Genomic DNA, 12,779 nt, shown 5'->3' with positions numbered 1-12,779 from the left:
AGGAACCCGGGCCGGGTAAACAGGAAATTCTATCATTCGATTCCCATCCCGTTGGGCAGGGCCACGGGAAGTGGCCGATGAGCGACCTCTGCGGGCCGCCATCGGCAAGCCGCGGCCGGCCGTCGGGCCGCGCCCAATGGCCCTGTTGTCAAAAACCAACATGGAAAACCGATGGAGCGCCGAAAACGCCGTATCCAGCGTCAATGCGCCTCTCCAGGGAAGCCAAAGCCCCCCAAATGCCTTAAGATTGTTTCCAGCACGCAGGAAACCCAGTAGCTATTCCTTTGAACCAGCTCTTGGCGTTGCTATACTGGCCCCGTTTTCCTGATATGCGGCGGGGGTTCGCTGCGAGTCACTTATCCAGCTTCAAGCTCAACGAGGAGAAACATGAACAAACCCTCCAAATTCGCTCTGGCGCTCGCCTTCGCCGCCGTCACGGCCTCTGGTGTAGCTTCCGCGCAAACCGTGGACAACTGGCGCAACCCGTTCGGTAACGTTTGGAAAAACGGTACGAACGAACTGTGCTGGCGCGATGCTTTCTGGACCCCTGCCACCGGTATCCCCGGTTGCGACGGTGTCCCGGTTGCACAACAGAAGGCGAAGCCGGCCCCGATGGCGGCAAAGGTCGTGTTCAATGCTGACACGTTCTTCGACTTCGACAAGTCGACCCTGAAGCCCGAAGGTCGTCAGCTGCTGGATCAAGTCGCCCAGCAAGCTCGCGGTATCGAGCTGGAAACCATCATTGCTGTTGGCCACACCGACTCCATCGGTACTGACGCCTACAACCAGAAGCTGTCCGAGCGCCGCGCCGCTTCGGTCAAGACCTACCTGGTCAGCAAGGGTATCGACCCCAACCGTATCTACACGGAAGGTAAGGGCGAGTCGAACCCGATCGCTTCCAACAAGACGAAAGAGGGCCGTGCCCAAAACCGTCGCGTTGAAATCGAAATCGTGGGTAGCCGCAAGTAATTGCCGGACTAGCTACAATAAAGGGCCTCGCATAGCGAGGCCCTTTTTTTCGTCCGTCTTGCACCAATGTGGTGCGAAGGCGTGTTTCCTCCCCGCCTTCGCGCGACGGACTCCTCTATATAGATAGCGTCGCTTTTCGCTGGACCGCCCATGACCACGCAAATTCACGACTCCGAACGCCCCGCCGTCAACGCCGATCAGGCCGAACTGGACAAGTTCAGCGCCCTGGCCAGCCGCTGGTGGGACCCCGAAAGCGAGTTCAAGCCCCTGCACGCCATCAACCCGCTGCGGCTGGAATGGATTCAGGAGTGCGCGGGCAGCCTCGCCGGCAAGAAAGTGCTGGATGTGGGTTGCGGCGGCGGCATCCTGTCGGAATCCATGGCCCGCGGCGGCGCGGACGTCACAGGCATCGACCTGGCCGACAAGTCGCTGAAGGTCGCCCGCCTGCACGGCCTGGAATCGGGCGTGAAAGTGGAATACCGCAAGGTGCCCGTGGAAGAACTGGCCGCCGAACAGCCCGGCCAGTATGACGTGGTCACCTGCATGGAAATGCTGGAACACGTGCCGGACCCGGCGTCCATCGTGCGCGCCTGCTCGACGCTCGTCAAACCCGGCGGCTGGGTGTTCTTTTCGACCCTGAACCGCAACGCCAAGGCGTTTGTTTTCGCGATCGTCGGCGCCGAGTACGTCCTGCGCCTGTTGCCGCGCGGCACCCACAGCTACGACCAGTTCATCAAGCCCAGCGAATTGTCCGCAGCGGCGCGCGCCGCCAACCTGGAGCCGATCAGCATGCGTGGCATGGAATACAACCCGATCACCCAGATCTACTCGCTGTCGTCCGACACCTCGGTCAACTACCTGATGGCTACCCGTAAATGAGCGCCCTGATTCTGTTCGATTTCGACGGCACCCTGGCCGACACCGCCCCCGACCTGGCCGCTGCCGCCAACCAGCAGCGCACCCGCCGCGGCCTGGAGCCCATGCCCTACGAGGCATTGCGCCCCGTGGCGTCGCAAGGCGCCCGCGGCCTGCTGCGCGTGGCGCTGGATTTGAAGCCCGGCGACCCGGACTACGAGCCCACCCGCCTGCAGTTCCTGGAAGACTACGCCGCCAACTCGACCGTGCACAGCAAGCTCTTCCCCGGCATCGACACTCTGCTGGCCGATATCCGCCGCCGCGGCCTGTCCTGGGGCATCGTCACCAACAAAGTCACCTACCTGACCCTGCCGATCGTCGAATTCCTGGACCTGACGCGCGACAGCGCCGTGCTGGTCTGCGGCGACACGACAGCCCACGCCAAGCCGCACCCCTTGCCGCTGCAGCACGCCGCGCGCGAAGCCGGCTTCGCCGTGGACCGCTGCGTCTACGTAGGCGACGACCTGCGCGACATCCAGGCGGCGCATGCGGCGGGCATGCCCGCCGTGGCGGCCGCTTACGGCTATGTCGGCGAAGAAGACAACATCAGCTCCTGGGAAGCGGAAACCTGCGCAAATACCCCTGCTGAGCTCTGGTCCGCCATCCAGCCGCTGCTGCCCAGCGACCTGCGCTGACGCGCGATGCGCGGCGGGCACGCTGGGTCCGCCGTGTTGCCTGACGATTGTTCGTTCCGAATTAGTTGACGCATCCGAACAATCTATCCGACACCAGAACCTTTATCCGGATTCCAAAGTCCCTTAAAGTGTCACTCATGCAAGGCATTCGGGTGCCTCCCGATTGCCATTCCGGCCCAGGCCGGTGTTGCGGCAGTTCCCATCCGCAACTTTCGCGCTGACGGCATTCTGCCCCGGCGCAGCGCCCGGCCCCCGTGCCGCCGCGCCCCTCAGACCTTTTCAGTACGCCTACATCGCCCTGCCCCGCGCGCCGCCTGACGGCATCGCGCCAGAGGAATGCCTATGCTTTTGCCTATCCTGCTACTTTCCGCCGCCGGTTTCACGATCCTGACGACAGAATTCCTGATCGTCGGCCTGCTTCCCGGGCTGGCCCGCGACCTGAACGTCACCGTGTCGCAAGCTGGCCTGCTGGTCACGCTGTTCGCCTTCACGGTGGCCGCGACCGGCCCGCTGCTGACCGCGCTGATGGCCAACGTCGAGCGCAAGCGCCTGTTCATCGGCGTGCTGGTGCTGTTCGGTGTGTCCAACGCCGTGGCGGCGATGGCCCCGAACATCTGGATCATGGCTGTGGCCCGCTTCGTGCCCGCCCTGGCCTTGCCCGTGTTCTGGTCACTGGCCAGCGCCACCGCCGTGGAGCTGGTCGGTCCGGCGCGCGCCGGCCGCGCCATCTCGATGGTGGCCTTCGGCATCGTGGCGGCCACCGTCTTCGGCATCCCGATCGGCGTGCTGATCTCGGATGCGTTCGGATGGCGCGCGGCATTCTGGGTGTTGTCGGGCGTTGCCTTCGCCAAGGCGCTGCTCCTGTTGCTGGCGTTCCCCAGCACCCGGATTCGCGCCGACAGCGTCAAGCTGGTGACGCAGCTGCGCATCCTGCGCAACCCGATCGTGCTGGGCCACGTGGTGCTGTCGCTGCTGGTGTTCACCGGCATGTTCACGGCCTACACCTACCTGGCGGACATGCTGGAGCGGCTGGCCGGCTTCAACGGGCAGATCGTCGGCTGGACCATGATGGCCTTCGGCGGCGTGGGCCTGATCGGCAACACCTTGGGCGGCCGCTTGGTGGACCGCAGCCCGCTTGGCGCAACCGCGCTGTTCTCGTCGATGATGGCAGCGGGCCTGGCGTTCGTGGCGCCCGTGATGCAATCCCATGGCCTGCTCGCCGTGGCGTTGGGGATCTGGGGCATTGCGCAGGCCGCGCTCTTCATCGTGTGCCACGTGCGCCTGATGAAAGCCGCGCCCGAAGCGCCGGCCTTCGCCGCGTCCTTGAACATCTCGGGCGCCAACATCGGCATCGGACTGGGCGCGGTGGTGGGCGGCAACGTGATCGACCACTACGGCCTGGCGTCGCTGGGTTGGGCGGCTTCTGTCATCGTGGCGATTTCCGTCGCCCTGGCCTTCGCGCTGATGGCAGCCTCCCGTCCGCGCCAGGCGAAAACCGCCTGCGCCAACGCCGCCTGACCCGCACTTGTATCCCCCGCGCCACGCCTGCACCGGCGGGCGCGGACAACGCAGCAGGCTATTGCGTTTACCAGTACAATAGAAGTTCTTGGGGCCGATCCGGATTCGACGTGGGTCGCGAAACAACTCAGGGCATGCCGAGCACCAGTTCGCTCGTTAAACCACTGGAAACACTACAAACGCCAACGACGAGCGTTTCGCTCTCGCCGCTTAAGCGGTGAGCCGCTGCACTGATCTGTCCTTGGGTCAGGTGGAGGAAGGCAACTTCCTAGGGGGGTAACCCTCGAACCACAGCAGCGACATTCACAAGGAATCGGTCTGCGCTGGGGTCACACGGCTCAGATTTAAATTACGTGAATCGCTTTGGTCCGGCCTGTCGGTTGGCTAAGTCCAAAGTTAAAACTAAATAAATCGACTACGCATGTAGAACTGATTGCAGAGGGCTTGCGGACGGGGGTTCAATTCCCCCCGGCTCCACCAAAATTCCGCTTTATTGCGCAGTGCTTAGCAAAATGGCCAACTCCCCGGAATTGGCCATTTTTTTTGACGCCGCACCGCAGGCCATGGCATGGCAGCACCGGTATTGTTGCCAGTCGACGACACATTCCCGACACAGAACGTAACAATACGGCCGGCATCACAGTCGAACGAAGTCATGATCATGTCAAATGCGGCCCCATTTTCCCTCTGGCGCGCTCCCGACGCGCTTTCGAACGACTGCCAAGACATTGACCGAATGTGTCCCCAAAAGGCTTCATATTCGAAATAATCCGTCACATATTACGAATACTTTCAAGACATAATAAACGCAAGGAAATGCCACCGGCGTCTGTGAGGTGACTCTTGCGATGAAAGTCCTTTCCATATTCGGCACGCGCCCCGAAGCCATCAAGATGGCTCCCCTCGTCACGGCGCTTGAACGGGAGCCAGAGATCCAGAGCGTGGTGTGTGTCACCGGCCAGCACCGGGAAATGCTGGACCAGGTCTTGGCGCTGTTCGACCTGCGCGCCCAGCACGACCTGGACATCATGGTTCCCAACCAGACATTGAACGGGCTTTATGCCCGGCTGATCAGCCGGGTGGACGGCGTATTGGAAGCCGAACAACCCGACTGCGTCCTGGTGCATGGCGATACCAGCACCGCGTCGGCGTGCGCGCTGGCCTCGTTCCATCGCCGTGTACGCATCGGCCACGTCGAGGCCGGATTGCGCACCGGCAACCTGGCCACGCCGTTCCCGGAAGAAATGAACCGCCGCGTCGTCGACGCGGTGGGCGACTGGCTGTTCGCTCCGACGCCGGAATCGCGCGGCAACCTGCTGCGCGAAAACCTGGCGGGCCACATTACCGTCACCGGCAACACCGTGATCGACGCGCTGGCAATGACCTGCGCCAAACTGGACCCGCAGGGCCCGCTGGCCCGCCAGCTGGAAGCCCGCTACGACTGACTGGATCCGTCGCGCCGGCTGCTGCTGGTGACCGGCCACCGGCGTGAGAGCTTCGGTGAAGGCTTCAAGAACATCTGCGCGGCACTCGCCGAACTGGCCCATCGTGAAGACTTGCAGATCGTCTATCCCGTGCACCTGAATCCGCAGGTACGCAATGTGGTGATGGCCGCGCTGGGGGGGCTGTCGCATGTGCATCTGATCGATCCCCTGGATTACCTGGACTTCGTCTGGTTCATGCAACGGTCGCACCTGATCCTGACCGATTCCGGCGGGGTTCAGGAAGAGGCCCCTTACCTGGGCAAGCCGGTACTGGTGATGCGGGACGTGACCGAGCGTCCTGAAGCCGTGCGGGCGGGAACTGTGGCGTTGGTCGGCACCGACCCGCAGCACATCGTGGCCGAAGTCGCCCGCCTGCTCGACAACCCGGACCTCCACGCGTCTTTCTCGCGACGCATCAATCCTTATGGCGACGGCCTCGCCAGCCAGCGCATCGTGGACGCCTTGTGCGGCCGCGCCGTAACGGAATTCGATCCTTACGGAACCGTGGCCGCCCCTTCCGCCTGACTCCCCCGCGACGCATTCCTGCCCGGAGCCTCCATGCCCCACCCTGCCCTGACCACCCCCGTGACCCGTACGCTTTGCCGTGCCCTGATGGCCGCCGGCCTGCTGCTGCCGCTGGCCGCGATGGCCAGCCCGGCCGGCGACGCCTTGCGCCGCCTGCAAAGCGATGACTGGGTGACGCGCAACACCACGCTGCAGGACCTGGGCATCACGGAGCCGGTCGTCCTGAGCAATAGCGACGCGCGTCAAGACTTCTACCTGCCCGTGCCGCGCGGCGTACCCATCTCGGATGCGACGCTGAACTTCGACGCGAAATACACCAAGGGCGAGCCGGGGCGCACAAGCATGGTGCTGTGGGTGGACGGCGTGCCCCAGGCCGCGCAGCGGATCGCCGACGGCGACGGGTCCGTGGACCGCAACCTGCAGGTGGAGCCGCGCCGCCGCGAAACGGGCTTCCTGCGGCTGGGCGTGGACTGGCAATCGGAAATCGCGCTGCGTCATTGCGAAAGCAACCGGGCCACGGCCAATGCGCTGACGATCTCGCCTCAGACGCGCTTGAGCTATCGCTACGACGCGTCGGCCATCGGCAATCTTGACGACGCCTGGGGCACCCTGCCCGGCAAACCAATATTGATGGTGCCGGGCACCAAGCTGGACCAGCAGGCCTTCGACAGCGCCTGGCGCATTGGCGTGGCGATGGAGCGCACGGGCAAGCGCGTGTCGGTCAAGGCGTTTCCTTCGGTGGGCGACGAGATCGACACGCGAGGCCTGCAAGCCCCTGCCGGCCTCGGACAAATTCCGGCGTTCGCTGCTCTGGCGGACAACGCGAAGCACAAGCTGGCCAGCCCCGCGGAAATCGGCGCGCTGCTGGTGCTGGGCGCCCCGGCCGTGAGCGGCGACGTGGTCATCGTGGATGCGGCGCTTAGGGCGCGCTAGAACGAGGCGCTGGACGCCTTGCAGGCGCAGTTGGCCTCTGACGCCGACGCGGCTGATGCGTTCAAGGCCTGGCGCCAGCAGCGCATGCCGCTGGCCGGCGCGGACCTGCCCGCCAAGGAAATCCGGCTGTTGTCGTTGGGGCGCCAAGCCGTTATCGCGGTGGCCGCTGACGCCGGCGCCCAGGGCGCGGGCGCGTTTGACGCGGCCTGGCGCCGCATCCTGGTCACCCGCCAGGTCAATGTGAAGACGGCCACGCCGCCGCAGACCTTCAAGGACGGCGGCTTGCGCCTGACGACGCTGGGCGGCACGCCGGACAGCTTCGACGTGGTCGCGCGCGGGGACTGGAACACGACCTTCCCCTTGGCGGCCGTGTCCTCGGACGGCCTGATGCCCGACGAGTTGGTCATGGACCTGGCCGCAGCACCCGGCGCGTCGTCGACCCGCCCCGTGGCCTCGGTCTTCTGGAACGGCATCCTGCTGGCCGCCAAGCAGCTGGATGCCGACGGCAAGCCTGAACGCCTGACAGCGCGGGTGCCGGGTTATGCGCTTGGCGTCACCAACGCGGTGCGGGTCACGTTCCAGCGCCAGCCGGTATCGGTGGATTGCAACGAGATTCCCCAGGGCTACCCCGTGAACGTCCTGCCCACCAGCTACGTCAAGCCGGGCAAGGCGCAGCCCGACGGCACGTTCGTGGGCCTTCTGCCGCTGTTGGCCGGCAACCCGCAACTGATCATTCCGGACAGCTACCTGGCCGATGCACCCGACAACATCAAGCGCGTGATCGGCATCGCGTCTGCCAGCGGCGTGTCCGCAACGCGGGCGGAACTGACGGTGGCGCCCGCAGGCCAGGCGGTCAAGCCCGGCCGGCCATTCGTGGCGATGGAGGTGACGGTGGACGGGGCCAAGCCGATGGTCCAGGTGACCGACCGCAAGCAACTGAAGGTGGATGGGAAGAACGCGACCTGGCTGGACATCTCGGGCCTGGATCACTTGAGCACCGCGGAAGTCGTCAGCGGCGGCGGCCAGGACGGCTTGTTGTGGCACACGCTGGGCCAGCATCCCGGCATGCTCGACGCCCCCTTCGTGCTGAACCGCGGCAACGTCGCCATCATCGGCGCGACGGGGCCGGTGGCCTGGATCGACAGCGCAAACCCCGATGCCAGCCACCCGCCGGGCGCGGGCGAAAGTGCTTTCTTCGAATGGCGCCGCTATATCTCGTGGAGCGTGCCCGTCATCAGCATCAGCATGCTCGTCCTGATCCTGATCCTGATCGTGGCCCTGCGCGTGAACCGCAGGAAAAACAAGGACCACGCGTAATCCGGAAGCGCCATGTCTTCGCTCTACTGGCCCTACTTCATCGCGGACTACTACCGCGGGCTGGAAGTCGTGACCGCCGTCGTGGGCGTGATCATCCTGCTCTCGAGCCTGGATGACCTGTTCATCGACGCCTGGTTCTGGCTGCGCGAACTGAAGCGGTCGCTGACGGTCAAGCGCCGCTACGCCCCGCTGTCGGCCGAGCAGTTGCGCGCCAAGGAGGAACAGCCGCTGGCGATCATGGTGCCCGCATGGCTGGAGTACGACGTAATCTCGTCGATGCTGGAAACGATGGTGTCGACGCTGGAATACAAGAACTACATGATCTTTGCCGGCACGTACCAGAACGACCAGCGGACGATCGACGAAGTGGAACGGATGCGCCGGCGCTATCGGCAGCTGGTCCGCGTGGAGGTGCCCCATGACGGGCCCACCTGCAAGGCGGACTGCCTGAACTGGATCGTGCAGGCCATCTTCGCACAAGACGAGAAGCAGCCGGTGCCGTTTGCAGGCGTCATCCTGCACGACAGCGAAGACGTGCTGCACCCGCTGGAGCTCAAGTACTACAACTATCTGCTGCCGCGTATCGACTTCATCCAACTGCCGGTGACCTCGCTGGAACGCCATTGGTACGAACTGGTGGCAGGCACCTACATGGACGAATTCGCGGAATGGCACACCAAGGATCTGGTGGTGCGCGAAAGCCTGTCCAAGATGGTGCCGTCCGCCGGCGTGGGCACCTGCTTCTCGCGCCATGCGCTGGTGGAGCTGGCCGCGGAAACCAATAACCAGCCGTTCAACACCGACACGCTGACCGAAGACTATGACATCGGCGCGCGGCTGGCCCAACGCGGCATGAAGCAGATCTTCGGCAAATTCCGCGTGGAATACGTTACGCGGCGCCGGTCGTGGTTCGGGCTGGGGCCTGAAAAGATATCGACGATCAGGATGCCGCTGGGCGTACGCGAATACTTCCCCAACACGTTCCGCACCGCCTACCGCCAGAAGGCGCGCTGGACCTTGGGGATCGGCCTGCAGGGCTGGCAACAGGTGGGCTGGACGGGATCGCTGGCCACCAAATACCTGCTGTTCCGCGATCGCAAGGGCCTGGTCACGTCGTTCATCGCCATCCTGGCGTACGTGCTGCTGGCCAACTTTTTCCTGTTTTTCCTGGCGGACAAGTTCGGCTGGTGGACGGTGTATTACCCGTCGTACTTCCGGCCCGGCGGGTGGCTGGTGACACTGATGTGGATCAACGCGGTGGCGCTGCTGCTGCGGGTGGTGCAGCGGGCGTATTTCGTGGGCCACATGTACGGGTGGGAACACGCCCTGCTGTCGATCCCGCGGATGATCGTGGGCAACTTCATCAATGCGATGGCGGCGGCACGCGCCTGGCGCCTGTTCATCATGCATCTGATCACCGGCAAGCGCCTGGCATGGGACAAGACCATGCACGACTTTCCCACCACCGACCAGCTGTCGCAGCAGCGCAAGCGGCTGGGCGAGTTGCTGCTGTCCTGGCAGGCCATCGACAAGGAAACGCTGTCGCGCGCGCTGGAGATCCAGGCGCGCGAAAAGAAGCCATTGGGCAAGATCCTGATGGAGCAAGGCTGGCTGGATGAAGGCACGCTCAACGAAGCCATCGATTTTCAACAAGCGGGACAGGAGGCGCCGCCGCCCCCGCATGCAGAAGACAAACCCGCGACGACATGACTCCGCTGACCCGTTCGCTCATCCTGTCCGCCGCGCTGGCATGCGTGTGGGCGGCAGCGCCCGCCGCGGCCCCAACTCCGGCCAAGGCAGAAGCGCCGCTGGAAGGCGCCGCCTGGCAGTTTGCCGATGAAGGCTACAAGAACTACGACGCCGGCAAGTACGCGCTGGCCCAGCAGCAAGCGGAATCCGCGATCGCCCTGCGTCCGGACGTGGAGCGGCTGCGCCTGTTGCTGATCTATGCGCTGCAAAAGCAAGGCAAGCTGAAGGAAGCCGATCAGGCCGCCGCCGACGCTATCAAGAACGGCCTGGATACGCCGGCTTTGCGACAGGCACGCGCCAACTTGCGCCCGCAAACTGCGGCGCGGCCTGCGGGCGCTGGCGCCACCACCGGCGGCCCGGCCACCACGTCCGCCTACCGCCGCGGCTTTCCCATCGCCACGCGCGCCTATGCCGACTACAACCGCGCCGACTACCCGGCGGCTGCGCGCGGCGCCGAACAGGCGTTCCGCATCGATCCGAAGCAAGGCGCCTGGGCCATGCTGTGGCTGGACGCGCTGGAAGCGCAGGGCAAGTATGAAGAGGCCGATGCCGCGGCCGCCAAGGCGATTGCGCTCGGTGCGCCCAACAGAAACGACCTGACCGCGCGGCAACAGACGATGAAGCGGCGCATGGCGATCAAGCCAGCCGAAGCGGGTTACCAGGCCCTGATCGCCAACCGGCCGGGAGATGCGGTGCCGCTGGCGCGCCAGGCCGTCGCGCTGGCGCCGGATACCGCCAGCCATCGGCTGCTGCTCATCAGCGCGCTGATGCTGGACAACCAGCTGCAAGCCGCCGAAGACGCCGCGACCGACGCGATGAAGCAGGACGACGAGAACACCGTGGCGCTGGTCATGCGCGCCTATCTGCGCCAGCGCCAGGGAAAAACCGATCTGGCGAACGCGGACTTCGACGCGGCCCTCAAGCAGGACTGGCTGGACGACGACCAGCGGCGCAACATCCGCCTGATTGCCGCCGACGCCTCGCTAGCGGCCGGGGAAAACGCGCGCGCACTGGCCCTGGTGCAACCGCTGGGCGCCAAGGACGACGCGGCCGATGCCCGCATCAAGCGCGCGCGCGGCCGGCCGTGCCCGCCACGCTGACCTTGGCCAACTACCCCGCCCCGGTGCAGGATTGCCGCGACACGCCTTATGGCACGTCGTGCGAGCTGCTGCCTTCGGACGCCGCCGGCAGCGGCGGCCCGGCCTCGCTGGCCTACGCCGCCTATGCCCGCGAGGACTATCAGGAAGCCATCGCCCAGGCCCGCAAAGCGGTCGAACAGGACCCCACCAACAAAGAACTCCAACGCCTGCTGACGACCACGCTGGCCGCGGGCAACCGCCAACAGTTGGCGGAAGCGAACCAACGCATGGGCGAAGCGCTGGCCGCCCAGCCGGACGACCCCACGCTGCTGATGCAGCGCGGCTATCTGCACCAGCGCATGAAAGAGCCCAAGCTGGCCCTGCAGGATTTCCAGGCGGCGCGCGCGACAGGCAAGGCGCCCCCCACCGTCATCCTGGACGAAGGCTACGCGCTGTCGAGCGTTGGCGATAAGCGCGGCGCGGTCAGCAAGCTGAAGGAAGCCATCGACGAGGCCGACGCCGGCCGGCTGGAACTGACGCCGCAACAGCGCTTCGACACCCGTAGCGGCATTGCGGGGCTGGACCGCGAATGGGGCGGCTATTTTTCCGCCGGCTATCGGGGCGCGCGGCCTGCGTCGGCGGGACTCGGCGGCGCGGCGGTCACCGTGCCGGGCGACTCCGTGTTCAGTACCACCGAGATCTTCTGGCGACCGTCCGACTTTCTCAATTCCTCGACCCAGGTCTTCGAGCTGTACGGCCGCTTGTCCAACACCCTGTACGACAAGGGCGGCAAGACATCCAGCCAGACGGTATCCGACCCTTGCGGCGGCAGCGTCGACGTTAACGAGACCCGCAACCAGGGGCTGGCCGGCATTCCGACCACCATCGGCTCGTTGGGGATGCGCTTCACGCCGTCCACCGAGGTGGGCCTGACGTTCGGCCTGGAACGCCAGTTCAACCTGGGCACAGCGACCCGGCGCGGCACCTTCAGCCCGGATCCGTCGCGGCTGCGCTGCGCGCTCAACCAGGACAACCAGACCGCCCATTACGAAACCAATGCCGGCAGCGGCGGCTGGCTGGCATATGTGACCTACGGGCTGTACGAGGGCACGACGCTGCGCATCGACCGACCGGATTGGTTCACGATGGAAGGCTATGTGCAGGCGGGGTACTCCTGGCAGGACATGCCTGCGAAGTTCTGGTTGCGCGACAATGCGACCGGCGTGGACGGCGAGAAATCATCGGGCCGGCTCAAGCGCGACCAGGCCTTCGGCGCGGGCGAACTGCGCGTGGGCCGCAGCTACCGCATGGACGCCATCAGCGACCGCCTCGTGTTTTTCCCGTATGCCGTGGTCGGCGCCGATTGGCTGTCGAACCGGAACCGCGCCTCAGGCCTGGACATCGCCGGCTCGGATTCCTACAACCTGCTGGGCAATGGCTCGTCGTGGTCCATGGGCGCCGGTCCGGGCTTCAACGTGCGCTACTGGTTCCGCGAAGACCACTACAACGCGCCGCGGTCCTACCTGGACTGGACGACGCAATACCGTTTCAACATCGGCGGCGGGGCGGCTGACCGGGCCCGGGGCCTGTTCATCAACCTGACCCTGTCTTACTGACGACACGCCGACCCCGTACCGAACAAGGAGCCCTGTCTC

General features: G+C 65.2%; 7 protein-coding genes, 1 other RNA gene and 2 pseudogenes. All 10 read left to right on the top strand.

Annotated elements, in window-relative coordinates; translation table 11 throughout:
* Positions 1-387: 387 nt before the first annotated feature.
* The 10 genes and pseudogenes from ompA (at position 388) to CEY09_RS32580 (ending at position 12,740) form a co-directional block, all read left to right on the top strand.
* Positions 388-969: an outer membrane protein OmpA gene (gene ompA, locus CEY09_RS21090; protein ID WP_006225153.1), complete on the top strand. Its 582-nt coding sequence runs from the start codon at positions 388-390 to the stop codon at positions 967-969.
* 150 nt (positions 970-1,119) lie between these two features.
* Positions 1,120-1,848: a bifunctional 2-polyprenyl-6-hydroxyphenol methylase/3-demethylubiquinol 3-O-methyltransferase UbiG gene (ubiG, locus tag CEY09_RS21085; RefSeq protein WP_006225154.1), complete on the top strand. Its 729-nt coding sequence runs from the start codon at positions 1,120-1,122 to the stop codon at positions 1,846-1,848.
* Positions 1,845-2,519, top strand: coding sequence for an HAD-IA family hydrolase (locus tag CEY09_RS21080; protein ID WP_088590164.1), 675 nt, complete (start codon positions 1,845-1,847; stop codon positions 2,517-2,519). Before ubiG ends, CEY09_RS21080 begins: the two co-directional genes overlap by 4 nt.
* A gap of 342 nt (positions 2,520-2,861) precedes the next feature.
* Positions 2,862-4,037 (top strand): MFS transporter, encoded by a 1,176-nt coding sequence (locus CEY09_RS21075; protein ID WP_088590163.1) that lies wholly within the window; start codon positions 2,862-2,864, stop codon positions 4,035-4,037.
* A gap of 90 nt (positions 4,038-4,127) precedes the next feature.
* Positions 4,128-4,517: a transfer-messenger RNA gene (gene ssrA, locus CEY09_RS21070) on the top strand.
* A 368-nt stretch (positions 4,518-4,885) separates the two neighbouring features.
* Positions 4,886-6,046, top strand: a pseudogene (gene wecB, locus CEY09_RS21065) (non-hydrolyzing UDP-N-acetylglucosamine 2-epimerase).
* Positions 6,047-6,133: 87 nt separating this feature from the next.
* Positions 6,134-8,296: pseudogene (locus CEY09_RS32795) on the top strand (cellulose biosynthesis cyclic di-GMP-binding regulatory protein BcsB).
* 12 nt (positions 8,297-8,308) lie between these two features.
* Positions 8,309-10,006 (top strand): glycosyl transferase family protein, encoded by a 1,698-nt coding sequence (locus CEY09_RS21055; protein WP_088590162.1) that lies wholly within the window; start codon positions 8,309-8,311, stop codon positions 10,004-10,006.
* A complete protein-coding gene (locus tag CEY09_RS32585) occupies positions 10,003-11,145 on the top strand; it encodes a tetratricopeptide repeat protein (protein ID WP_234818365.1) in 1,143 nt (380 codons plus the stop codon). The genes CEY09_RS21055 and CEY09_RS32585 overlap by 4 nt, the downstream gene beginning before the upstream one ends.
* Complete coding sequence (locus tag CEY09_RS32580) at positions 11,130-12,740, top strand: NfrA family protein (protein ID WP_234818364.1); 1,611 nt, start codon at positions 11,130-11,132, stop codon at positions 12,738-12,740. The genes CEY09_RS32585 and CEY09_RS32580 overlap by 16 nt, the downstream gene beginning before the upstream one ends.
* The last annotated feature ends 39 nt before the right edge of the window (positions 12,741-12,779 follow it).

The organism is Achromobacter marplatensis (assembly GCF_002209535.1).
Taxonomy (GTDB): Bacteria; Pseudomonadota; Gammaproteobacteria; order Burkholderiales; family Burkholderiaceae_B; genus Achromobacter; species Achromobacter marplatensis.
The sequence above is the reverse complement of the archived record's forward strand: the minus strand, read 5'-3'. Positions and strand labels throughout refer to the sequence as shown.

Excerpts from the sequence above, each read along its gene's own strand:
- ompA (WP_006225153.1), top strand. The coding sequence starts at position 388 with ATGAACAAACCCTCCAAATTCGCTCTGGCGCTCGCCTTCGCCGCCGTC.
- ubiG (WP_006225154.1), top strand. The coding sequence starts at position 1,120 with ATGACCACGCAAATTCACGACTCCGAACGCCCCGCCGTCAACGCCGAT.
- CEY09_RS21080 (WP_088590164.1), top strand. The coding sequence starts at position 1,845 with ATGAGCGCCCTGATTCTGTTCGATTTCGACGGCACCCTGGCCGACACC.
- CEY09_RS21075 (WP_088590163.1), top strand. The coding sequence starts at position 2,862 with ATGCTTTTGCCTATCCTGCTACTTTCCGCCGCCGGTTTCACGATCCTG.
- CEY09_RS21055 (WP_088590162.1), top strand. The coding sequence starts at position 8,309 with ATGTCTTCGCTCTACTGGCCCTACTTCATCGCGGACTACTACCGCGGG.
- CEY09_RS32585 (WP_234818365.1), top strand. The coding sequence starts at position 10,003 with ATGACTCCGCTGACCCGTTCGCTCATCCTGTCCGCCGCGCTGGCATGC.